Raw genomic sequence first — 24,213 nt, 5'->3', positions numbered from 1 at the left:
TGCTCTCACTAAAAGTAAGAACACTTTAACTCTACCCATGAAACGGGCAGCCTTTCCCTTGCCGATAAGCCTTATCCTGATAAAAGAAATTTGGCTTTTTCAGCTCATTGCTGTAGGGCTGATGCCAGACATGCGTGGTTGCAGGGGAAACAGGTGGAATAAGCCAGGTCCATTTTCCGGTTACCTCCCGTTCTGCTTTTGCTTCCTGCTTTTCGAAAATACGGAACTGGGAAGCGGCGGTATGATGATCGACAATGGATACCCCTTGTTTCTTAAAGGAGTGAAGCACCATTTCGTTCAATTCAATTAGGGCCCGGTCCTGCCATAAATTACTGGCATGTTTTGTTGATAAGCCCATGATCTCTGCTATTTTTGGCAGTAAATTATAGCGGTGCTCATCTGCAAAGTTTCTGGCGCCGATTTCTGTTCCCATATACCAGCCGTTGAAGTGAGCAGATATGTAATGCAGCCCGCCGATTTCCAGACGCATATCTGAAATAATCGGGAGGGCATACCATTTCAAATTCAGGTCTGCTACCGCTTCATATTCTGGATGTTCCATAGGAATCTCAGGGATGAATGCCTCGGGAATGGTTCTCCAGACAGGGGGATGATCACCGATTTGAATAACAAGCGGCAAAATATCGAAATGTGTTCCCTCCCCCTGCCAGCCCAGCCGCTCACATATTTGGGTGAATTCCAGGGAATCGGAATCACCGATAATTCCTTCTTCTGTTTCATAGCCTGCATAGCGCAGCAGCTGATGATTCCAGATTTTCACGGTTTCCTCCCTGGCCGAGGAAGCAGGGAAGATGGTGATGTAGGGTTTGATTCTACCTTGATTAAAGGCGTTTTTTAAATGACTGAACAGGAATTCGAATATCTCTTCTTCTGTTGTTGCCTGTCTGGCATCTGCCACGTCGATGCGTTCCCAGAACAATCTGCCGATACAGCGGTTTGAATTTCGCCAGGCAAGCTTTACTCCATATACCATTTCTTCATAGGTTTGGGTATAGGTGCCATGTGCATTTATCTCGGCTGTAACTTCTTTAATTCGTTCTGCTGATTTTTCTGCAGGAGCACCAGTTTCTGTATAGTAGGTTGTCAGGAAACATGCCGCTTCCTGCTGCATTTCATCTTTATTCAACGGAATGACCTCCAGCTGTTCACAATGAATCGTATGCTTTCTTTTCCATTGTAGCGAAGAGTAAGACGAATTTCTATGTTATTCGACAAATGAAAAGGGGAGCATAGATCTTTGTTCAATTGTCTGTCACATGATAAAGTAAATTGTAGTTACCTTTTTTGAAAATGTACGTACTGATTTGCTGGATGGTTAAATCGTTATTAATAGAATATACGCTGTATTTTATGGGATTTTGTCAAAAAAATGATACGATGATTAAAAAATTAATTAAGGTTTAAATAATCGATAATTGTTTAAAACCATCGAAATAGATGTGTTTTTGTCTATTTTACATGATATATTAAAACTAGATGTAATTGCCGTGTTGGTGCGAGGAGGAAATGAACTTGGCTCAGGCTGTATTTAAGATTCGGAATAAAAAAATATATTTTACGGAACTGTTATCTTGGGATGTATTAAATGAGTCAAAGGATATCATTTCTGGAAAAGATTATGATAATATACTTTCTCATTATATCGGACCTCATGTCGCATTAGAATTTTCAAAGCTTGTTGATGGTGAGGAAGAGCAAATTCATTTTAATGCAACGGTTAATAGAAAAAACGGAGAAATGGTGCTGCTGAGTATTTTTGGCTATCAAATTCAATCAGAGGATGGGGTAGAAGTGTTCGGAATCATTTCTGATGACAGGGAAGCAAATAATCAATTAATGAAGGCATTAAAAGAGCTGTCAGATATTAAACATGCGTTGGATCAATCTGTGATTTTAGCCATTACAGACCGGCAGGGGAAAATCATTCATGCAAATCACCGCTTCAGTGAAATATCGGGTTATTCTCATGACGAGTTGATTGGGAATACCCATCAGCTGATTAATTCAGGCTATCATTCAAAAGCGTTTTTTAAAGAGATGTGGCGGACAATCGGATTTGGCGGAGTTTGGAAAGGCGAAATCAGAAATCGTGCGAAAGACGGCTCTTTTTATTGGGTAGATACAACGATTGTGCCGGTGAAGAATGAAAAAGGGAAGCCGGTGCAATATATTGCGATGCGCTATAATATCACGGATAAAAAAGAAAATCAGGAAAAGATTCGGATGATGGCCTTCTATGACCATTTAACGGGACTGAAGAATCGCCGTAAATTTGATGATATTTTAATCAAAAAAATAGAACATGCTGAAAAAAATCAGGAAAGATTCGGGATCATGTTTGTTGATTTGGACGGCTTCAAGTATGTGAATGATACCCTTGGCCACATCATAGGCGATGAATTGCTTATTGCCGTTGCCCGCCGGCTGGAGGAAATTGTCGGTAAAAATGGAGTCGTTGCAAGGCTCAGCGGAGACGAATTTGCCATCCTTATTGATTTTATAACTGATCCGAGAGACATGCAGCGCTATGCAGAAACTATTATTACAAATTTTAAAGAACCTTTTGCTATTGAAGGCTATCAGCTGAGCACGACAGCAAGTATCGGAATATCGACCTATCCGGAGGCTGGTTCAGATGCGCCTACTATGATGAAGCATGCTGATTTGGCAATGTATCGCGTGAAGGGTTTGTCTAAAAATGATTACCGGTTTTTTGACAGAGAGATGCGAATCTCGAATCAAAGAGCGTTTCAAATAAAAAATGATTTACGAATAGGTTTAGATAATAATCAATTTTATCTTGTATATCAGCCTAAAGTATCTCCCGGGGAAGATGTTGTTACAAGCTATGAAGCGTTGATTCGCTGGAAGCATCCGGATTTTCAGGAGGTATCTCCGGGCGAATTTATTCCTTTAGCAGAAGAATTAGGCATGATTAATGAAATCGGTGACTGGGTGTTGGAAAATGTCTGCAGGCAGCTGCGGGCATGGAAAACCAATGGTTACGATTTACTTCCTGTATCTATTAATCTATCATCCAGTCAATTTCTACAGGCGGATTTTGTCGATAAATTCTGGTCTGTTCTTCATGCGTACCAGGTGAATCCGGCTTGGATTCAGATTGAAATCACGGAGAGTCTCTTTATTGATAATGAAAAATACGTGCAGCAAATCTTAAAAATAATGAAGGAAAATGGAATCAAAATCGCGCTCGATGATTTTGGGACAGGGTACTCTTCACTAGCCTACCTGCAAAAGCTGGATTTAGATATTTTGAAAATTGACCGTTCGCTCATTAGCGGCATTTCCAATTTATCTACCAAGCGAAAAATTGCAACAACTATTGTTCAGCTGGGGAAAAGCATGGGGATGAAGGTGGTTGCTGAAGGCGTAGAGACAAAAGAAGAACTCGATATTTTACGCGAGCATGGTATCAATGAAATCCAAGGTTATTATTACAGCAAACCGCTTGCGGTATCAGAAATGTCGGAAATACTGAAGACAAAGAAGCTCGGTAAATAATGGGATGGTATGCTTATGGGGAGAATGAATAACGCCATCCCGAAAGGTTTTACAGTTCATTCGGAGATGACGTTTTAGCAGGATATACTTGGTTTTTACCTGAATGTTTTGCTTTATATAATGCTTCGTCCGCCTGATGGATGATTTGAAGCGGGTTGCTGCAGGTGTCGGGATAAGTTGCCGCACCAATCGAGACAGTGATATAAATACTTTCCTTTTGAGAAATCTGGAAGGGGTGCGCCTTCACGTCCTCCAGTATGCGTTCGGCTACCTCCAGCGCATTTTCAATACTGCAGTTTGGCAGCACAATTGAAAATTCATCTCCGCCATTCCGGAACGCCATATCAAATGAACGGATATTTCTTGATAAAATGTCACCAAATTGCGTTAAAATTTGGTTGCCTGCCGGATGCCCGTATGTATCATTTATCTGCTTGAACTGGTCAATATCCAGCGATAATATAGTCAGCTTCTCCTCTTTTATGACTGCTTTATTGACAACCTGTCCCCACACTTTTTCGAAGGAGCGCATGTTTTGCAGGCCTGTTAAAAAATCTGTGGATACCTCCTCTTTATACTTCGCCAAAAGCATTTCAGTTTTTCCCAGATATCTTACGAAAAACAGAGAAGTCAGCCCGCCGACAAATGATATAAAACAATAAACCGGTAAAAAGCTCAGCAGAGATAGATAATCATTTTGAAAATGGAACATCATCGTGATGGTAAATACAATATTGGAATAGAAAATCATCACGACAGCTTTTATATATGTCCTTTTTCCTTGGTGCGGCTGGTATAGCTTATGAATTAATTGAAATCCAATCACTAATGCAATCATTAAAAAGACAGCGGATACGGAAAAGTCTGACATTCCGCCGATGAGAAATCTGCCCGCAATCACCACGATACTGGCAATAATCGCAGGAAATAATCCTTCCAGCAAGATTATGAGCATAATTGGTATAAAACGCAGGTCTACCAAGGCGCCTTCTGCGACTTCAATTGAAAATATAATTAACATCACACTGTTTAGCCCGCATAGAACCCCGTCGATGATTCCTTTTTGCCAAAAGGGCATAGCAGTAATTTTTAACTTTGATCGGAGCGGTACGTATAGCACAGTTAAAGTGATGATGACACAAAGATTAATAAAAAAATCATCTAAAAAAAAGAACATGATATCTCCGTGAGCCAAACGGTTTCCTCTCCTTTATTCCATAATCATGCAGATTGGATGGCTTGAAAGCACGGCTGTATAGGGTTTAGCCGGATTATAGAAGCTGGTATATTTACTAAAGGAAGCGTCAGCTCCTGTTTCTAGTCATTATGTATGTTTTTTATGTATATTTTTAAGCGGTTATCTATTAAAGATACCGTTACTCTCTGCAGCTGATGCTTTAGAAATAGTTCTATATTCTAATACTAGAATTTTATCATGAATCGAAGTACTTACCAAAATTTAAGATATGTTTTTTAAAGGCTCTTCACCAAAATCTATGGGTGACATAGTAGATATAAATTTGCTGTAAGCGACCGCTACGGAAATACACTACGCTTTCCATGGGCTTGCGCTCAGCCTCCTCAAAAAAAAAGAAATTCGCTTTTTTTCTGCGGGGTCTTCACACTGCGCTTTCCCATAGGAGTCTCCGTGTATTTCCTCCGCTAGCTAGTTGCTTTTATCACATTTAATTATATTTTCCAACCATAGATTTTGGTGTTGATCCTTTTTAAATAGTGTATTCTTTTTTTATGGTAATCATCTCTTAAACACATAAACCACTTATTTTCCTATTCCCGTTATAGTAGAAAATATGCATCATTTGACAGAAAACTGTGTTAAAATAAAGGTAATTCGTAAATCTTTCAGAGTGAGGTGAATGGATAGGTGGATGTTGGAAAAATGTCGATGATCATGAGTCAGGCTAATTTGCAGACACAGGTGTCCTTCAGCTTAATGGGAAAAGTCATGGATCATGCGGAAGCGCAAAATGCGGAGCTGATTAAAATGCTGGATCAGCCGCAGCATCCGAATTTAGGGCATTCCATTGACGTGAAGGCGTAACACTTTTTCTCTGCAGGAATGAAAAAGGAAGATAAAAGCTGCCCCGTTTCGGTGTGAAGAAGCGGGGTTTTTTACATATATATATGATAGGAATAAATGTTGTTTACTATCTCATAAAATTCTTGTAATCTTATAACAAGATACATAAAACGAAACTTCACTCCGTGGAAGTTTTACAGACGGTTCTCCATGATAAAGTATCCTTCACCTTAGAAAAGGGGGCGTGGACGTTATTTCGAATTCTAAAAATCGAGCCCAAATTTTGCAAGAAGAATTGATTGAATTATTAAAAAGAGATTTTATCAGCATGGAAGATTATAAACGCATCTTAACAGCCCATCAGGAATATGCGAAACAGGTAGATAAAAGTATGGATGGGGCAGCACGTGAGGATGCGGAAGAGGAAGGTTCTAAAGAAAGATTTCAGGCTGCAGAACAGAATCAGCCGGAGGAGGCAGAGGACTCTTTTTCACAGTCAGACAGCAAGCCTGGTAAAAAACAATCAACCGGGTTTTTCCAGGGCAATAAGGATAAAAAAGAATGGCTGTTGACTCCAGAAGAGCGGGAAGCGGCAAAGCAGAAGAAAGCAAAGCCGGTTCGCGAGCCGAAAACAGCGGAGCAGGTCAGGGAAAGGAATATTACCTGGCTGCTAATTTTAGGAGTTTCTTTTCTATTGATCAGCGGGTTAGTTGTGGCCACCAGCTCCTGGGATCAGATGGGAGCCTTGTTAAAGGTTGCGACATTGCTTGGCGTTTCGATTTTCTTTTTAGCCTTAAGCGGTCTGTCCTCCCGTTTTCTTAAAATCGAAAAGACAGCTTTTGCGTTTTTGACGCTCGGGAGTTTATTATTGCCGATTGCGATAATCGGTATTGGCTTTTTCGGGTTGTTTGGCGATTATTTAACGTTAACAGGAGAGGGGCGCTATTGGCTCGGAATGCTGTGTACCCTTGTCCCGCTTCCGTTATACGCTTGGAACGCTTATAAGACAAAAGCGAAATTATTTGTATGGATTTTTTATATATTCTTATCCTTTTTTATCGGCTTTTTCCTTGCAGCGCTGCAAATCCCGACGGATGTGTTCTTCTTCCTGATGATGCTGTATAACGGTGCTTTGTTATTCGTTTATCACCGTTTTCGGAAAGAGAAGGGCGAGGTATTTCGTGTGTTTTTACATGAACTGCCGGCCTATGCGCAGTTAAACCTGATTGTTTCCACGTTATTAATGCTGTTTGTCTATAATCAGGCTGTGTTTTATAGTTTTAATGTGCTTTTGACTGCATTTCTCTATATGGCGATGGTGTTCGTCTATCAGACAAAAGGCTATCAGTTTGTTTTTGCCGCCTTATTTGCTTACGGTATTTACCAGCTGACGGAGAATTCGTTTTTATATACAGCAGATACGTTAATTTATGCATTGATGGGGGCAGCTTATCTCGGATTTGCCTATGTGATGCGGAAGGACAGCTTTGCAAGTAAGGCGTTTTATTATATAAGCGGCGTCATTTCGGGCTTTGCTTTTCTTTACATCAGCTTTCAAGGCTTGATTATCCGTGCTGATGGGGATTCCTGGTTTATGCTGCTGGCGTATATAGTTATCGCCGCCACCTATGTCTATCTTGCAGAGGTAACGAAACGAGGCGTTTTTCGCTGGATTGCTCCTGCATTCTTTATTGCGGTCGGGATACAGTTTTGGTCGTTAGCAGTGCATCCGTTTTTCCCGGAAAGCATTCTTAACTTTATGTTTTTCTATATGATTATTTTATTTCTGTTTGTCGGTTTTCAAAATCGCATTCCATTTATGCAGGCTGTACAAAAAAGTATGTATTTCTGGTCGATGCCGGTAATTGGAATCATTATCCTCGGTAAGCTGGTACTGCTTGAATTCGTGGAAATTTCAGTTATATTTGCGTTACTTGGCGCCGTTGCTTTCTATATGACTGTGGTATCGAAAAAAACGTTGGAGAAGCAAGTTGCTTCCTGGGCTGTTCCAATCAATTGGCTGTTGGCCATGTATATTCTTTACTTTGAATTTGTGGAAGCATCCTATGTTTACCGCAGTCAGCTGGATATTCCTTTTCAACTGGCGGCTGCAGGTCTGGTGCTGCTTGGAATCAGCCTAATCTGGAAGCAGAGAAAGCAGCAGGAATTGACCCGGACAACGTTCTATACGGGTCAGGGAAGCTATCTATTAGCCATGCTTCTTCTGTTTGTCGGATTTACCGGAGATGAAATCTTTGTAAGGCCGTCTATTTTGTTGATAGGAATCGGCGTCGTTTATTGGCTGGTTCGTTTTACTGGGAAGCCTGTGTTTTGGGGTCTCGCTGCGGCGGTAGGTTTAGGGTTTTATGTATCGCTGCTGCGTACATTTTCGATTGATACGTTAGAAGGATTTGTCTGGTTTATGCTCGGCCTGCCCATTGTATTCTTAGCGGTGGAACGTTATTTAGGAAAATGGGATGCCGGCTTAAAGCCGTATTTCTTCTATTTTGCGCACACGGTGCTTTTATTCCTTGTCTTCCTTATTGCGGGGGACAGTGTAGCTCGGCCAATCCTTTATCCGGCAGTCTGGCTGGTGCCGCTGGCAATCTATGCTTATACGGCACTGACAAAGGAAAAAGAATGGGAGATAAAAACGGCTTTATATGCTGGGTTACTGATGCTGCTTGGAGCAGTAGTATCCTTCATCTCTCATTATGAATGGATGGCAGCAATTTCATTTGTTTATGCTTGGCTTGCTGCAGGAATCATTATGATTGCAGTCTGGGCAGCAGTATCAGCGGTGTGGAAGCGGCGGATAGAATATTTTCTCATTCCGTTTATGAATCTGGTTTTAGGTATGGGCGTGTTTTTATCTGCGGTAGAGGTGTTTTGGCAGCTTCTCATCTTTGCCGGACTAATTATAGTGAATTTATATTTCCTGCATATGCGAAGCTGGACATTATACCTTGTGGTGCCTTTATTTTTCTCCATCTATTTATGGCAAATACAAGCGGTATTTGAGGAAACGATTCATTTATGGCTGATGTATACTATCGGTTTCGGTATATTAACAGCGGCTGGCAGATATTTATTTTCAAAGCTGTATGTTACTTCTGAGGGAATTCTGCGGGCTGTAGACTGGTATTCTCTGATGGCAGTTGCCTATCTCGTTTTTGCATTGAACTGGGCAAATGAGCTGGATACGATTTGGCTGACTGTCATTCCGCTTGGCTTGTTCGCTTCCTGGTTTTTCCTGCAGCAGGATCGTGTGGGGAACCAGATGCTGCAGAAAATATGTATCAGTCTTGGCGGCATAGCTTGTTTACCGCCGTATTACCTGGTGCTTGATCATTATATCAATGCCATTCCTGAAGTGCTTTATGCGGAGCTTCATGCGCTGCCGGTTCTTGCTTTGGCAATTATTTTGTCTAAGAAAACATGGAATGATTACGAGCCGGTGATGCGGCATGTGCAGACCGTGCTGTTGATTCTGGTTACGGTGTACCTGATTGCGGATGCGATTCAGAGTGCTACGATAATGGATGCATTGATTATCGGAGCGTTATCTATTGCTTCCTTGCTTGCAGGGATGCATTATCAATTGAAATCCTATTTCTTTGTCGGGATCGGAACACTCTTATTTAATGTGATTTATCAGACACGACCTTATTGGGGCAATCTCCCTTGGTGGGCGTATCTTCTGATTGCCGGAATATTGTTTATCAGCATCGCGAGCTACAATGAATGGAAGAAACAGCGTGAGGGCGAAGGAAAGCTGGAGAAAAAGCTGAAGCAAATGATTGCCCGGTTTAAAGAATGGAATTAATGAAAGCAGTTTGGGGATGCTAAATCATAACGCAGCTCCAAACTGCTTTATTTTTTATAGAGAGGGATAAGCGTGCTTATAAAATAATTGCTTTCATGGAAATTTGGGATTGAATCTGGAGAAGGTTTTTATAAATATCCTGATCCGGCATATAAATAATAGTGATCAAAAAAAAGCTGTCCGCGCTGGACAGCTTTTTTCTAATCATTATTATATTGCTGATACGCCTGTTCCAGCTGCTGATACTGCTCTCTAGTTTTATCTGCCTGCCCTGTATTTATAATAACAAAGCTGTCTTCGGTATGAACAACAATAAATGGAGCTTCATTCGAGCGGATAAATAGTTTTCCGGTTCCCCATTCCTCGATGCGATAATTCCCAAGATGTTTGCCAAACAGGGAAATGCCGTTCGTACGTATCGTGATTTCGGGAAGTTCATCGTAGAGGGAGATATCCTCCATGTCAGAAAAAGCCCATTCATCTCCATACAAGCCCGTCATTTCAAAGGAGTCCGCGTTTATTTCCAGTTTATTTGGCATAAAAGGGATGGCGAAAACAACAATAACTAATATGAGGGAGAGCCCTAACACCGTTTTGTTTATCCTTCGAGATTTCTTTTTTACCTTTTTCGTCATCCAAAAGGATTCAATAAATATAACAATAAGCATCACGATATATGAACCCTCAATCGCATAAGGGACATGAAAAAGCTGGAGCAGGAAGCCAAGGGTTAAAATAATCCCTACATGCAGCAGCATCTTGCCGACAGCACGCGGATAGCCTGCCTGAATCATTTTCTGCTGCTCCTCTGATGTACTTGAATGAAATCCGCTGATGATATAATAGTTTTTGCGTATTAAAATAAGATAGCTGAAAAAGAAAAACATCAGGATTAAAAAGATTTGAATAATGGATATATACTCCATACGTTTCTTACCTCCCAAATTTATCTGCACTATAATTACGGATGAAAGGAAGAAAAGTTTCAATGAATCCGGAATTGGTTATCCCAAAATACTTGCTTTCTCCGCTGGTAAGGATTAAATTATACATGTTCTATTCATATGAATAATGTACGGATAAAGGTATGGTGGTACGATGAATTATCTATTTGTGATGATCGGGGCTTTTTTGGGAGCAATAGCCCGTTATGGAATCAGTCTATGGTTTGGCGATCTGACTTTTCCAACGGCAACGATGACAGTAAACATCATCGGCTGCTTCTTGTTAGGCTTTTTACTGACGCTTGTTTCGCTTTCCAGACATGATCGCCAGGTATGGGCTTTGACGTTTGGCACCGGGTTTCTAGGCGCATTTACAACATTTTCTGCCTTTGCATTAGATGCATTGCTGTTAACCTTGCCCATGGCTCTGCTTTATATTGGGATAAGCGTGGTTGTGGGAGTCATTTTTGCTGGGGCAGGAGTTTGGACAGCACGTGTTGTCTATGCACGGATCAGAAAAGTATAATAAGCAGAAGGAGGCATCATTCCAATGTTTTTAGTAGGGGCAGGCGGTGCCGTTGGTGCATTATTGCGTTACATTATCAGTGAATATATGAAGCCGTTAAAGGCAGATAAAGGCATTATCTTTCCTGTCGCGACCTGGATTATTAATGTGTCCGGCTCTCTTTTGCTGGGAGTTCTATATGGGCTTGATTTGCCTTTCGAGCTGTGGCTGTTGTTAGGCGTCGGCTTTTGCGGCGGATATACGACCTTTTCTACTTTTGGGAAGGAAGTAATTGATTTGCTGCTGGATAACAAGTGGCTGGCAGCTTTCTGGTACGTTATCACATCTGCTTTATTAAGCATTGCAGCGGCTTGGGCGGGAATACATAGTGTTTTCATTTTTTCTTGAAAATAAAGGTGCTGCATCAAAAAAGCCAATTATTTGTAGTTTTGTAAGCGATTACGTAAAATAGAAAAGAAGATACTATAAAGGAGAGGTGTTATATGCGAGATAAGGTGGTATTAATAACTGGTGGAGCCGGCGGAATTGGTCAAGCAGCTGCAAAATTATTTCTGAATGAAGGTGCAAAGGTTGTTTTAGTCGATATTAATGAATCATCCTTAGCAAAAGCAAAGGAATCTCTCACGGATAATCCGGAAAATGTGGGCATAATTCAAGCCGATGTAACGAAGGAAGAAGACGTAAAGAAGTATGTTCAGGAAACGGTTGATCAATTTGGCCGCATCGATGTTTTCTTTAATAATGCAGGAATTAATGGTCCTGTTGCGGAAATTACTGATTTGGATAAGGATACCTTTGAACAGATTATGTCGATTAATGTTACCGGGGTGTTTTTAGGTTTAAAACATGTGCTTCAACAAATGAAAATACAAGGACATGGACGAGTGATTAATACAGCATCTAATGCTGCCTATATCGGTTCAGCGGGAATGGTCGGTTATATAGCCTCCAAGCATGCGGTTGCAGGAATAACGAAGACGGCAGCATTAGAAACTGCTCCGTTAGGGATTCGTGTGAATGCGGTAGCTCCTGCTGCCATTGATACACAGATGCTTCAAGATATTCAAAATAATTTAACGCCCGGGGAACCGGAAAAATCAGGAGAAGCTTTAAAACAAGGGATTCCGGTCGGAAGGTTTGGCGCGCCTGATGAGGTTGCACAGATTGTCCGATTCCTGGCATCGGATGAAGCGTCGTTTGTGCATGGTGCATTGTACAATGTAGATGGGGGAATGCAGGCGGATTAGATTTATTTGATAAAAAAGCAGTTATCTCATATACCCGAGATAACTGCTTTTTTAAAGACTTAAATGCCAGTGTTTTCTACTACGGCATCTTTATTATTAAATTTCTTCTCATCCAGGTTGCCGAGCACTTTGGAAGTGACAGTACCTGAAACCATGCTGCCGTTGACATTGACTGCGGTACGGCCCATATCAATAAGCGGCTCAACGGTAATCAACAGACCGGCTAGTGCGATTGGCAGTCCCATAGAGGACAGAACGATAATCGCTGCAAATGTTGCTCCGCCGCCGACTCCAGCGACACCAAAGGAGCTGATTGCTGTAATTAAGACAAGCTGTACAATAAAGTCAAGTGACGTTGGATCAATACCGACAGTTGGAGCAATCATAACGGCCAGCATCGCAGGATAAATACCTGCACAAGCATTTTGCCCCATGGTTGCGCCAAAGGATGCGGACATATTGGCAGCTCCGTCATCCACGCCCAGCGCTTCCTTCTGTGCCGTAACATTCAACGGAATCGCTCCTGCACTGGAACGGGAAGTAAAGGCAAACCCGAGTACCGGGAACACTTTTTTCATAAAAGTAATCGGATTTAATTTGAATCCGCTGACGATGAGCATGTGAATAAGAACCATGACAATCAATGCGACATAGGACGCAATTACAAATTTACCAAGTTGTACAATGCCTGCAAAGTTTGTCGTGGCCACCATATTCGTCATCAGTGCTAATACGCCAAATGGAGTTAAGCGCAAAATTAGTGTTACAAGCCGCATGACAATCGCAAATACGGCATTCACCATTCGTGTAAACCGTTCTGCCTGTTCCGGCTGTTTCCTGCTCACCCCAAGTGTGGCTATCCCGACGAGAACAGAGAAAATAACCACGGCAATAACGGAGGTAGAACGTTCCCCAGTCATATCTAAGAAGATATTGTTTGGAATAAAGTTAATAATACGCTGCGGGGTTGTTTCTTCTTCCATGGATTCAAAGTTTTCCTGCATGGAAGCACCGCGTTCTGTTTCTTCATGCCCTGCTTCGATTTGTTCTGCATTCAAATCAAAGACGAGAGAGGTTACAACACCGAGTGTTGCTGCAACAAGTGTTGTCGAAATAAGTACGCCAATCACCCATGCGGCCATTTTACCAAGCTGCTTGGTTTCATTCAGATTAATAATGGCACGAATAATGGAAACCATAACGAGCGGAACGACAATTAGCATGAGGAAACGAATATATCCGCTGCCGACAATATCGTACCAATCAAGCGTGCTTGTAAGAACATCGGACCCTTCTCCATAGATAACCTGGAACAGAGCTCCTAACACAATTCCAATTCCCATACCTGTAAATACACGTTTGGCAAAGGAGACATGTTTTTTCTGCATATAGATAAGTAAACCAATTAATGCCACTAAGACAACTATATTTAATAATACAAACCAATTATCCATTTGGTAATAATCCTCCTTCAATAAAATGTTCTTCAGAAATCCAACAAAAATAGTACGGATTAAACTATACAACGATTCTATTTTGATTTCAAGATAGTTGCTTTGGATGTGTTTTTATTTTTTTCTGTGGGGTCTTCATCCTGGGATTGTGCTTATCGCGAGCAAAGAAAATGCTTTATTTTGAAATGATAAGAAAATATCCAGTTAAAGCACAATTTCTAGAATAGATATATATTTAAAACCAAGTGATTTTATAGGGTTTTATATTCTATGCACGTTATTGGGAAATGGCTATTCTTTATCGCTGTTAGGCGGGCTGTAATGTAAGTCTTCTATTACAAGAAATCAAGAAAATACGTCATTTTAAAACGGGAAATCAGACAGGCAGTAATGGTCCGTTTCGTTTTATAAAAAAATAATTCCTCCGCTTAGTATGTACGAACTTTGAAATAACATAATTGATTTTAAACAAGAAAAAGAGAAGAGGCATTCAGACAGAAATCGATACTGTCTAAATGTCTCTTCTCAAGATGGAGTTGATTATTTAAATGTTTCTTTCTGAACCGTGTATTTTGCTAATTTCTCACGGTTAACTTCATATCCGATTCCCGGAGAAACAGGGACTTGTACGATTCCGTCTTTGACAAATACTTCTGGGTCAATGATATCTTCTTCCCAATAGCGGGAGGAAGCTGCGGTGTCTCCAGGTAGCGTAAATGCTGAGAGGGAGGTAATTGCAATATTATGTGCACGGCCTACGCCTGATTCGAGCATGCCGCCGCACCACATTGGCACATTTGCTTCTTTACATAGCTCATGAATTCGTTTCATTATTGTAATCCCGCCGACACGGCCGACTTTCATATTAATGATTTTACCGCTTCCTAATTGAATGGCTTGTCTTGCATCATCATAGGAATGAATGCTTTCATCCAGACAAATCGGTGTTTTGATATGCTTTTGGAGCTCCGCATGATCAATTAAATCGCCGGCGGTTAACGGCTGTTCAATCATCATCAGGTTATACGGATCCAGCTGCTTTAAGGTTTCCACATCATCCAGTGTGTAAGCAGAGTTCGCATCAACCATCAGCGGAATATCAGGGAAATGCTCGCGGATTTCCTTGACAACTTCTACGTCTTTGCCAGGTTTGATTTTCACTTTGATTCGCTTATAGCCTTCTGCTGTTTTTTCTTTAATGTTGGTAAGCAGACGCTCCATATCATCTTCAATGCCGAGGCTGACCCCGACTTCAATTTCTGTTCTGCATCCGCCGATAGCCTCTGCCAGAGAAACACCCTGCTGTTTAGCATAAATATCCCAGGCAGCTGCATCAATCGCTGCTTTTGCTAAGTTATTGCGCTTAAACGGCTCGAATAGCTCTGTCAGCTCATCGGGATGGCTAATTTCACGGCCGAGAGTAAGAGGGATTAAATATTCTTCGAGCATCACCCAGGCAGCTTTTGTAAATTCTTCAATATAAAGAGGGGACTCGGAGGTAACACATTCTCCCCAGCCAACGGTTCCATCCGCATCCTTTGCTTCTAAAATGATAAATTCACGATCCTGTTCTGTTCCAAAACTTGTCGTGAACGGGTTTTTCATTCGCATATTCATCCGATGCATCGTTATTTCTGTAATTTTCATTTCCAAGACTCCTTGTATTTTGTTAGTAAATAGAAAGATACCTATTGTAAAAGTTCAACTTCTTCTTATGTTCTAGTATATGGAAGTTTGTTCTCAATAGCAATATGGATGCTGAGGGAGGATTTATTTCTGCAAGACTGACGATGAATTGAACATAAAAAAATCAAAGGCTGTCAGCTCACAGCCTTTGATCTCTACTTTCAAGCAAATACATCCATCGCCTGTTCAAATAATTTTAATTGGCTATTCAAAGCTTCATCATCCGGCGGAACATGCGAATAAGTGCCGTCATTTGCCTGCTGCCGTGCTTTTTTAGAGTCACGGAGCATGATGTCGAGGATATCATTAATACGATTTTTTATCCGGGGGTCAAAGATAGGAAACATCAGCTCTACCCGTTTAATCATGTTTCGCGTCATCAAATCCGCGGAGGACAGGAAAATATTGATGTCGCCATTATGATGGAAAAGGTAGATGCGGCTATGTTCCAAGAAACGCCCGACAATGCTCAGTACGCGGATATTCTCGCTGACGCCTGGGATGCCGGGACGTAGACAGCAGATACCGCGGACAATCAAATCCACTTGCACGCCGGCTTGAGAAGCTTCGTAAAGCTTTTTGATTAAAGGTTTATCTGTCAGCGAATTCATTTTGGCAATAATCCGTCCATTGTTATATTCCTTGTGAAACGTGATTTCTTGATCGATAAGCTGAATTAGGTCATTGCGAATATCAAATGGTGCCATGGATAAATGGTGAAAATCAGGCTTTTCGGTATAACCGCTCAAATAATTGAAGAAATTGGTGGCATCGATGCCATATTTGCGCTTGGTCGTTAAAAAAGACATGTCTGTGTAAAATTTAGCTGTCTGGTCATTATAATTTCCCGTACCAAGGTGGACGACCCGTTCAATCCGATTTTCATGCTTTCGGACGATCAGCGTGATTTTACTGTGGGTTTTCAATGAAATCATTCCGTAAATAACATGACAGCCGGCGATTTCCAGCTGTTTTGCCCATTCTACATTGTTGGCCTCATCGAATCGAGCTTTTAATTCCACCAGGACGGTTACTTGTTTTCCATTTTCAGCCGCACGCTTTAAACTGGCGATAATCGGCGAATCTCCGCTGACACGGTAGAGTGTCTGCTTAATTGCCAGCACTTCCGGATCATCCGCAGCTTCACGCATTAAATCAACAATCGGTTCAAAGGATTCATATGGATGATGGAGGAAGAGATCTCTTTTTCTGACAGCTTCCAATACCGTTTCATCCTCATGGATATCCTGTGCCGGCTGCGGGATAAATGTTTCATAAATAAGATACTCAAAGTCATGTTTGACTTGATCATAAAAATCATTTAAACACGTTAAATCGAGTGGACCATCTACAATGTACAAATCCTTTTCATGAATTTCCAGCTCATGCAGCAGGAAAGAAGTAATGGAAGGGTCCTGCTCCATGGCATTCATTTCTAAACGGACAGCCTCTCCAAATTTGCGCTTCTTCAGCTCTTTTTCAATTTCCTTTAATAAATCATGCGCGCTATCCTCATGGATATTCATATCTGCATTGCGGGTAATACGAAAAGTGCTTGTTGAAATCACCCGATATCCCTTAAAAAGTTTATGGATAAAAAACCGAATGACATCTTCTAACAGCACATAGTGATGCGCATCATCAATCTGGATAAACCGGTCTAACAATGCAGGTACTTGGACAATCGCTGTTTTCTTCTGATGCTGTTCTTGTTCATATTCGTCTTCCAGCTGAATGGCCAGGTTTAACGATTTATTTAACAGCATTGGAAAAGCGCGATAGGCATCGATGGCCATCGGTGTAAGAATCGGATAAATTTGTTCATCAAAATACTGCTCCAGTATATATAATGATTCTGCAGATAATTCCGACATTTGAAAAAGACGAATCTGCTGTGTTTCTAATTCCTCCTGCACCTGTTTAAACAGGTGATACTGCTGCTCTACCAAGTCATGATTTAAGGATGCGATAGAAGAGAGCTGCTGCTTTGGCGTCAGGTTTGATTTGTCATCCGGCCGGTTAAATCCTGCTTTTACCTGATCCTTTAATCCGGCTACCCGGACCATAAAGAATTCATCTAAGTTGGATGAAAAGATGGATAAGAACCGCAGCCGTTCGAGCAACGGGTTGCTTACATCGTCTGCTTCTTCTAATACACGTTTATTAAATGAGAGCCAGCTCAGCTCCCTGTTATTGTAGGAGGCTGATGAATTGACGTTTTTTATTTGTTTGTCCATATCACACCATCCCTTTTTAAGAGGATGTTCAAAAAGTTCTCAAATGATAAGCTGCGAATCGGGCTTTTTTGCTTCTGGTTTGAATCCTTTTTGAACACTCGTTATAGCGTCCTATATATATCATAATCCTTTTCCGCGTAAAGTATGTTAAAGAGGTGTAAAGTTTGTGTGAACAATTTGTTTTGGCAGGAGGGGTCTGTAACAGCTGTCTCCTGCAAGTTTAACTTCTCACCATTACAAAACAATAAATTCCAGATCTACGTCTTTTCCAATTGCTTTTTCCAGATGCTTTTTCTGTTTTTCTGCCTGGTATTCTTCCGGCATGGCATTACCTTTCGTATATATACGAATAATGACGGTCTTTTTCTTTGATGTAAACTCTATTTTCTCGACAATCTGCCTTTTGGTCGCGTCTAAGCAATAAGTGAATTTTAATAAAGATCCCAAATCTAATAATTTCTGGCGCTCTTCCTTTAGGAACCATGATTTATAGGGCTGAATAAATTGCTTGAAGACGGTTTTATTTTTAAACGAAGCAACCAGTGCAAGCTTCAGACGTTCCCGGTGCTCTAATCCATCAATGGTACGATTAGCCAGAAGGTAGAAGGTATGCTGCGGGCTTGACTCGGAATCAATATATTCTCCGAGATTAAATAAATAGCTTGCCATTTTAAGCAGCTTCCGGTCCTGCTTGTCCAGATGAATCAGTCCATTTTCTTTGCAAAAATCAAATACTTGCCCGGTCAGGTTTTGGACATGGCTGATATGTTTACGATTCAGGTCAAAGTCATTCACGAGCTCCTGAATGCTTTCCTCTAATACATTTGGAAAGAGGGAGGAATCGGATTGCTTGGCTAAATGCTCATACAATACGCCATCCCGCAGCCCTTTACGGCTTAGGATCAAGCTTTCTGCCTGAACCGTCTGATAGAGGCAGTGAAAGACTTCGATTGCTGGAATAATAATGTCCGCTCTGTCTTTGGAAAGTCCTTCTACTTTTGCTAATTTAGCCGGTTTCAGAGAAGTTAAATGATTGCTTACTTCCATAATATCCTTTTGGAACATTTGATACTCATGCAGACCTGCTAGCGGATAAGACTCCAGATTTTGATGGACCTGAGCCAGATTACGCGCACTTCCGCCGATGGCAACCAATTTGACCTCTTTATCTGCAAGCCATGGAAGTGTTGCGAATTGATCCTTTAGATAGTGGCGCAGCTTGGAGAGCTCTTCGGTTGTCGGAATGGGCTTGTGGAAGAAATCCTTTAAGGTAAGCGCCCCAAAAGGAAAACTGTGTGATTCCTTGAGTTCGCGGTTCTCAAAATAGGTCACTTCCGTACTTCCCCCGCCGATATCTACGGTAACTCCTTCTGTGAGAGAGGTAGAATGGATAACTGCTAAATAGCCATAGTAGGCTTCTTCCTGTTCACTTACAATGCGGATATTTAATCCTGTACGCTCCACGATTTGGGTTTCAATTTCTTTTTTATTCTCCGCTTGCCGGACAGCTGCTGTAGCCGCACAGATGGTGTCCCGTAAGGTATAGGTATCCAGCACTTCCTGAAAGCTTTTCAATGTATCAATTAAACGGTCAATCCCGGCCTGGTTTAAGGTATTATCCTCTTCTAAAAAGGTACGCAGCCTGGAGGAGGCTTTTACGTTTTCTATTTCTTTCAGCCGGTTCCCCTTTGTTTTTTCATAAATGACTAAACGCATGGTATTGGAGCCAATATCGATGATCGCATAATGTTGCTTCTTCATTTCTTTCGCCTCCTGTTGTTTTGTCTGATTTTTTTTTAGTTTAACACATTTGCAGAGAAATAAGCTGGCATTGCTGCGTTGCGGCAGGAACAAAAATAAGAAAAAGCCTTCAATTATCACTTCTCTGGGTAGATGCATATCTTGGTAGGAAGCAATGGAAGGAGGGCAATGGAATGAATGAATTCAATGTACCTGCAGAAAATCAGCAGGGAATGTATCCATATAGCTTTTATAACCCTGCCGGATTAACTAACCAATTCAACTATCAAGAAGTCAGAAGGCCATATCACCATCCGAGACCATTTTATGGAAATCCTGTATTTGGATTTGGCGTGCCATTTTTGGGAGGATTGGCGACAGGGTTACTGCTAGATGACATAGGAGGATCGCCGCCATATTATCCTTATCCTCCATACTATCCATATCCGCCGTATGGCTATTATCCTTATGGATATTGATAAAAGGAATGAAAGGTAAGCTGGGAACGCATCAGCTTGCCTTTTTAGTATGAGGAGAAGGGTAAAAACAATGTACGTAATCTATTGCCCGGTAAATGCTTCCCCACTGACCAGCCAGTAATTTTTCTGAAAATGAATGCATCCTGTGTTATGATAAGAGTAAGTGTTTTGTATTAATTGTATAAAAGGATACATTTAGTAAATCTACCACGGAGAACCGTCCGTAAAACTCCCGCTTCGAAATAAAGTAGGAAAACTATTTATATAAGCGAGAGATAACGGACACTAACTCCCTGAATCACTTAGGCTAATTCTGTGGGAGAATTAAGGAAACAGACTAAGTTCGCGACGTCCTGGGACTGCGATTACTCGCCCCATCGGAAACATTTGTGCGTCAAAAACTCCCGCAGAACGAAGTTTCGTTTTATCAATTAGTTAATATCATAAATAAGAAAGGTTGGTTAGTATGAAATTAGGCACAATTGGATCTGGTAAGATTGTTCAGGAGATGCTGCGGGCAATAGAACCAGTTGAAGAAGTAAACTGTGTTGCTGCATATTCCAGAAAACAAGAAACAGCGGATGGATTAGCCGACGAGTTTCAAATCCCGAAAACCTATACATCTTTGGAAGATTTTTTTGCTGATGAAGAGATAGATACCGTATATATAGCTTCCCCTAATCAACTGCATAAACAGCAGGCGCTTCAAGCGATAGAAAATAAAAAGCATGTTATTTGTGAAAAGCCGTTCACGCCGACTGCCAAGGAAGCGAAGGAGCTGAAGGAGGCAGCGATACAAAATCAAGTGTTTGTTTTTGAAGCTATCCCTACTTTGTTTTTACCTAACTTTCTAGAGCTGTCCAAGCATATTGAACGATTAGGACCTATCCGGCTGATTCAATGTAATTACAGCCAGTATTCCAGCCGCTACGATCAATTAAAAGCTGGAGAGGTGACCAATATGTTTAATCCTGCATTTGCAGGCGGTGCATTGGCGGATATCAATATCTATAATCTCCATTTTGTATTGCGTTTATTTGGCAAGCCGGAAGAGGTTACTTATAAAGCGAATTTGTACGAAAATGGCATAGATACTTCCGGTATCGCCTTACTTTCCTATCCAGGTTTTCAAGCAAGCTGTGTCGGATCGAAGGACACCACTGGCGAAAATTTTGTCTCGATTCAGGGAGAAGAAGGCTATATGTATATTAAGCCTGGCGCAAACGGTGCAAGAAATGTAAAAATCACGATTGATGGAAAAACAAAGGACATCTCTGTAAAACAGGACCGGGCAAGACTTTCCTATGAATTTATTCATATCAATAAAATTATCAAAAATCATGATGAGAAAATATTTGAGGAATTAATCGATCATACGATTGCAGCCGCTGAAGTTTTAGAGGATGCACGAAGTCAGGTCGGATTATAAAACGAAACTTTATTCGGTAGAAGTTTTTTGCTTTTCTACATGATAAAAAAATCGCTGTATGAAATCTGTCATACGGCGATTTTTTATTGGGGAATTAATTCGCAGAAGCAGGCTTGCTGCGAATTTTCCTGCAGTTCATTGTATGACTTTGTCAGCTGCTTATTAGTCTTCAATATCTATTATATGGGGAGATATGGATTGATTTGGGATTTTTATGATTAAAATTCCATTCTCAAGGGTTGCCGTGATGCTTTTTTTTGGTATATTAAAAGGGAGTGTAATAATGCGTTCTTTCCGCTCGATGGCTTTTTTATTTACGTTTTCTTTTTCAGTCTGTACGGATAGGCTTTCGTCCTTATTTAATATTATTTTTATTTGATTTCCTATGATTTCAATTTGAATATCCTGCCGGCGGTATCCAGGAACTTCTGCTTTTACATAAACGTGATTTTTTTCCTCTATGATTTCTGCGGGAAAATCATTAAGTATCTGGCCCTGGAATGATTTAAAAGAGCGTGAAAATAAATTATCCATTCGATCGACGAACTCTTGGAAGGGGGTAAAATCAATATTCCAATTTTCAGGGAAAACTTTTTTCTTATCAGAACGGGAATCATGCTTATCGGAATCCATTAAAAAACCTCCTAAAGATAACTTTTGATTATTTCTTACACGAGGCGGGAGCTGTATCTATTATGGAATCAGCCTATGGTTGTGACGTGATAAGAATATTGTATGCAGGCAGTGCAGAAGCTGTGCGCATATGACATATAAGAAAAGAGTGCAGAAAATAATGTTGTAATTTTCTATTTTCTGTACATAGGCATTGTTAAAAAACGAGAGGAAGCGTTTGTTTTTCCATTATATATAAGGAAAAGCAATAGGCGTTCATGCTACGAAAAAGAGGGAGAGAAAAGATTGAGTAAATTTTGTAAAGAATGTGGAAAGCCAATTGGGGACGGAGCGCAATTTTGTAAGCATTGCGGAACAAAGGTAAGCAGCGAGGCGCCAAAACATAAAGCCATAGCGCCGGAAACGGAAAAAGAAGCTGCAGAGAAGAAAACACCGATAGAGCAAGCTGGCAAGGAAGAAAATCAGACACGAAGCGAGCAGCAGACACGACAGGTGAATAAAGAAAAGAAGCCGATGACAAAAAAGAAAAAAATATTGACAGGAATACTTGGCGTCATTGCATTATGTGTCATTGGTTTAGGTATTTGGGGATATAGGTATTATTCTGAGGAAAACACGGCAGATCGTTTTGCAAGTGCGATGGCTGAGGGAGATACTGAAACGATTCAAAAGATGATGACAGTAGACGGCAAGGAGCTTTCTGCTGAGGAGGCCAATGCTTTGGCTGCGATGAGGGAAGAGGAGGAATTCGCTTTTATCAGTGAGGGAGATTCCGAAGTGCTATTTGACGAACTTCCTGTTTTTGATATGGAAGAATCCAATGAAAAAGCATTCTTGTTTTTCACGCAATACGATGTAGCAGCCGAGCCGCAGTACGTTACTGTCTATTCTAATGTAGAAGGGGTGACAACAACCTTTAACGGCGGCAGCATTGAAGAGGCCGATGCATCCTCTGATTATATTGAATATGGTCCATTAGCTCCCGGGATTTATGAAGCGGCAAGCAGTTTTGAAACAGATTACGGAGAAGCTTCGAAGAGCCAGAACGTCCGGTTAATGGATACGTATAACAGCTATGATTCGGAATTAGAAGTAGGCGAAGTGACTTTCTATGAAATGTTTGCTGGTGATTTGCCGTACAATTCGATGGAATTATTGATTAATGAAGAACCCCTTGAAACGAATATGGATAGCGGTTATGTATCAGCCGGGCCGCTGTTGCTGGATGGTTCCATGGAGTTGACAGGGGTTGTCAAAGCAGATTGGGGAGATCTTGAAATTGAACCGATCGCGATTACAGACAGGGAACATGATGTGTATATTACGGATTACTTCAATGAAGAAGCTGAAGAAGAAATCAAAGAAGTCATCACAAACTTTAGTGAAAATTATGTAGAAGCAACAGCCAAGCTGGATGCATCTGTGATTGAAAATGTTTCAGATGAATTAAGTGAAGTATTAGAGGATGAACTTTTTACGTATTATGATAATGGATTCAGCGGCAGATTAGATGAAATCGGGATTGCTTTGGCAGATGCAGAATATTATGCAACAGATAACCCTGCCTTCCAAATTCCTGTGCAGCTGAATATGACAGGTACCTATGACCCTGATTCAGAGTACGAAGAAATAGAGCTGGAAGCTGTTTTTATTGTTCAATATCTTGCAGACAGCGGCGAATGGGATATGCATTATTTTTCGGATAATTTTGCTCCGGGGAATGTTGATTATGAATTTTTTGCAGCATCTGGCGAGGAGTATGAAGGTGTTGTGCTGGAGGATGAAGATGATGCTGACAGCGAGGATAACCAAGACAGCAGCTCCGGCGAAGCAGAAATTGCAGATGTTGAATTAGCCGTCGACTATTATGTTTACAGTTTAGTAGATGCGATTAACACAGGTGATTATGATCTGGTTGCTGAATACATTGCTTCTGGAAGCAGCTTAGAAACGATGCAGCGTGATTTGGTGGAGCGTTTATCGGACAGCGAAATGAGGCAGGAGGTACAGTCTGTTTCCGTGGAAGATGTGGAAGAAGTAGACTCCGAAACATGGGAAGTAACAACAAGTGAAACGATTGAATTAATATACGCCAGCGGCGAGTCAGAAACAGAAGATTATCAGTGGACTTACACGGTGGAGCTGACAGATGAAGGGTATCAGCTGACGAATTTAGAATAACCGTTACAGCCAGAGGGGAAACTTTGGCTGTATCCTTTTGATAAAACACTTGACCAGATGTGTTCTTTTCCGATAATCTATCCTTAAAGCCAAGAGGACTCCTTCCTCAAAAATTTCACGGAATTTTAGGTGGGAGGTGAATTGACGGTTTAGTACTTTAGAGGTTAAGAAAATATAAAGAATTTCTTCTTCTTTCTTCTTCTTTCTTTAAAGCAAAAGCATCATTCAGACTATCCACAAAATCTTT

General features: G+C 41.0%; 17 protein-coding genes. 9 read left to right on the top strand and 8 right to left on the bottom strand.

Going from position 1 to position 24,213, the window contains the following annotated elements:
* Positions 1-31 precede the first annotated feature (31 nt).
* Positions 32-1,147: a nitric oxide synthase oxygenase gene (locus MKY65_RS19465; RefSeq protein ID WP_339179765.1), complete on the bottom strand. Its 1,116-nt coding sequence runs from the start codon at positions 1,145-1,147 to the stop codon at positions 32-34.
* Positions 1,148-1,533: 386 nt separating this feature from the next.
* Between MKY65_RS19465 and MKY65_RS19460 the strand changes: the two genes are divergently transcribed.
* Entirely contained in the window at positions 1,534-3,543 is a 2,010-nt protein-coding gene (locus tag MKY65_RS19460) for an EAL domain-containing protein (RefSeq protein ID WP_339179762.1), read from the top strand.
* Between the two features lie 49 nt (positions 3,544-3,592).
* On the opposite strand, the gene MKY65_RS19455 is transcribed toward MKY65_RS19460, so the two are convergent.
* Positions 3,593-4,738 (bottom strand): diguanylate cyclase, encoded by a 1,146-nt coding sequence (locus MKY65_RS19455; protein WP_339179759.1) that lies wholly within the window; start codon positions 4,736-4,738, stop codon positions 3,593-3,595.
* Between the two features lie 690 nt (positions 4,739-5,428).
* On the opposite strand from MKY65_RS19455, the gene MKY65_RS19450 reads away from it, so the two are divergent.
* Together MKY65_RS19450 and MKY65_RS19445 are read left to right on the top strand one after the other, a co-directional pair.
* A complete protein-coding gene (locus MKY65_RS19450; RefSeq protein ID WP_077601790.1) occupies positions 5,429-5,605 on the top strand; it encodes a YjfB family protein in 177 nt (58 codons plus the stop codon).
* 223 nt (positions 5,606-5,828) lie between these two features.
* The gene (locus MKY65_RS19445; protein ID WP_339179756.1) at positions 5,829-9,410 is read left to right on the top strand and encodes a hypothetical protein; all 3,582 of its coding nucleotides are present in this window, start codon (positions 5,829-5,831) and stop codon (positions 9,408-9,410) included.
* Positions 9,411-9,610: 200 nt separating this feature from the next.
* On the opposite strand, the gene MKY65_RS19440 is transcribed toward MKY65_RS19445, so the two are convergent.
* Positions 9,611-10,336 carry a DUF3784 domain-containing protein gene (locus MKY65_RS19440; protein ID WP_212928362.1) on the bottom strand — a complete coding sequence of 242 codons (726 nt, stop codon included), beginning with the start codon at positions 10,334-10,336 and terminating at the stop codon, positions 9,611-9,613.
* A gap of 172 nt (positions 10,337-10,508) precedes the next feature.
* Here MKY65_RS19440 and MKY65_RS19435 point away from each other — a divergent pair, with 172 nt between their 5' ends.
* The 3 genes from MKY65_RS19435 (at position 10,509) to MKY65_RS19425 (ending at position 12,127) form a co-directional block, all read left to right on the top strand.
* A complete protein-coding gene (locus tag MKY65_RS19435; RefSeq protein WP_339179752.1) occupies positions 10,509-10,880 on the top strand; it encodes a CrcB family protein in 372 nt (123 codons plus the stop codon).
* A gap of 24 nt (positions 10,881-10,904) precedes the next feature.
* Entirely contained in the window at positions 10,905-11,267 is a 363-nt protein-coding gene (gene crcB / locus MKY65_RS19430; protein WP_339179750.1) for a fluoride efflux transporter CrcB, read from the top strand.
* Positions 11,268-11,362: 95 nt separating this feature from the next.
* A complete protein-coding gene (locus MKY65_RS19425; RefSeq protein ID WP_212928359.1) occupies positions 11,363-12,127 on the top strand; it encodes a glucose 1-dehydrogenase in 765 nt (254 codons plus the stop codon).
* A gap of 59 nt (positions 12,128-12,186) precedes the next feature.
* Here MKY65_RS19425 and MKY65_RS19420 read toward each other — a convergent pair whose 3' ends face one another.
* From MKY65_RS19420 to MKY65_RS19405, 4 genes are all read right to left on the bottom strand, one after another.
* Entirely contained in the window at positions 12,187-13,581 is a 1,395-nt protein-coding gene (locus MKY65_RS19420) for an L-cystine transporter (RefSeq protein WP_339179747.1), read from the bottom strand.
* A 540-nt stretch (positions 13,582-14,121) separates the two neighbouring features.
* Positions 14,122-15,228 (bottom strand): o-succinylbenzoate synthase, encoded by a 1,107-nt coding sequence (gene menC, locus MKY65_RS19415; RefSeq protein WP_339179744.1) that lies wholly within the window; start codon positions 15,226-15,228, stop codon positions 14,122-14,124.
* A 200-nt stretch (positions 15,229-15,428) separates the two neighbouring features.
* Positions 15,429-17,504, bottom strand: a complete 2,076-nt coding sequence (locus MKY65_RS19410) for an RNA degradosome polyphosphate kinase (RefSeq protein ID WP_339179741.1) — start codon at positions 17,502-17,504, stop codon at positions 15,429-15,431.
* Positions 17,505-17,738: 234 nt separating this feature from the next.
* A complete protein-coding gene (locus MKY65_RS19405; RefSeq protein ID WP_339179739.1) occupies positions 17,739-19,265 on the bottom strand; it encodes a Ppx/GppA family phosphatase in 1,527 nt (508 codons plus the stop codon).
* 173 nt (positions 19,266-19,438) lie between these two features.
* Between MKY65_RS19405 and MKY65_RS19400 the strand changes: the two genes are divergently transcribed.
* Together MKY65_RS19400 and MKY65_RS19395 are read left to right on the top strand one after the other, a co-directional pair.
* The gene (locus MKY65_RS19400; protein ID WP_339179737.1) at positions 19,439-19,723 is read left to right on the top strand and encodes a spore coat protein; all 285 of its coding nucleotides are present in this window, start codon (positions 19,439-19,441) and stop codon (positions 19,721-19,723) included.
* A 466-nt stretch (positions 19,724-20,189) separates the two neighbouring features.
* Positions 20,190-21,152 (top strand): Gfo/Idh/MocA family oxidoreductase, encoded by a 963-nt coding sequence (locus MKY65_RS19395; RefSeq protein ID WP_339179735.1) that lies wholly within the window; start codon positions 20,190-20,192, stop codon positions 21,150-21,152.
* 162 nt (positions 21,153-21,314) lie between these two features.
* Here MKY65_RS19395 and MKY65_RS19390 read toward each other — a convergent pair whose 3' ends face one another.
* The gene (locus MKY65_RS19390) at positions 21,315-21,785 is read right to left on the bottom strand and encodes an Hsp20/alpha crystallin family protein (RefSeq protein ID WP_339179732.1); all 471 of its coding nucleotides are present in this window, start codon (positions 21,783-21,785) and stop codon (positions 21,315-21,317) included.
* A 285-nt stretch (positions 21,786-22,070) separates the two neighbouring features.
* Here MKY65_RS19390 and MKY65_RS19385 point away from each other — a divergent pair, with 285 nt between their 5' ends.
* Positions 22,071-23,966 carry a zinc-ribbon domain-containing protein gene (locus tag MKY65_RS19385; RefSeq protein ID WP_339179730.1) on the top strand — a complete coding sequence of 632 codons (1,896 nt, stop codon included), beginning with the start codon at positions 22,071-22,073 and terminating at the stop codon, positions 23,964-23,966.
* Positions 23,967-24,213 lie beyond the last annotated feature (247 nt).

This window comes from Oceanobacillus sp. FSL W7-1293 (assembly GCF_037969815.1).
Taxonomy (GTDB): domain Bacteria; phylum Bacillota; class Bacilli; order Bacillales; family Amphibacillaceae; genus Oceanobacillus; species Oceanobacillus oncorhynchi.
The sequence above is the reverse complement of the archived record's forward strand: the minus strand, read 5'-3'. Positions and strand labels throughout refer to the sequence as shown.

Excerpts from the sequence above, each read along its gene's own strand:
- MKY65_RS19440 (WP_212928362.1), bottom strand. The coding sequence starts at position 10,336 with ATGGAGTATATATCCATTATTCAAATCTTTTTAATCCTGATGTTTTTC.
- MKY65_RS19400 (WP_339179737.1), top strand. The coding sequence starts at position 19,439 with ATGAATGAATTCAATGTACCTGCAGAAAATCAGCAGGGAATGTATCCA.
- MKY65_RS19410 (WP_339179741.1), bottom strand. The coding sequence starts at position 17,504 with ATGGACAAACAAATAAAAAACGTCAATTCATCAGCCTCCTACAATAAC.
- menC (WP_339179744.1), bottom strand. The coding sequence starts at position 15,228 with ATGAAAATTACAGAAATAACGATGCATCGGATGAATATGCGAATGAAA.
- MKY65_RS19425 (WP_212928359.1), top strand. The coding sequence starts at position 11,363 with ATGCGAGATAAGGTGGTATTAATAACTGGTGGAGCCGGCGGAATTGGT.
- MKY65_RS19390 (WP_339179732.1), bottom strand. The coding sequence starts at position 21,785 with ATGGATTCCGATAAGCATGATTCCCGTTCTGATAAGAAAAAAGTTTTC.
- MKY65_RS19420 (WP_339179747.1), bottom strand. The coding sequence starts at position 13,581 with ATGGATAATTGGTTTGTATTATTAAATATAGTTGTCTTAGTGGCATTA.
- MKY65_RS19395 (WP_339179735.1), top strand. The coding sequence starts at position 20,190 with ATGAAATTAGGCACAATTGGATCTGGTAAGATTGTTCAGGAGATGCTG.
- crcB (WP_339179750.1), top strand. The coding sequence starts at position 10,905 with ATGTTTTTAGTAGGGGCAGGCGGTGCCGTTGGTGCATTATTGCGTTAC.
- MKY65_RS19405 (WP_339179739.1), bottom strand. The coding sequence starts at position 19,265 with ATGAAGAAGCAACATTATGCGATCATCGATATTGGCTCCAATACCATG.
- MKY65_RS19435 (WP_339179752.1), top strand. The coding sequence starts at position 10,509 with ATGAATTATCTATTTGTGATGATCGGGGCTTTTTTGGGAGCAATAGCC.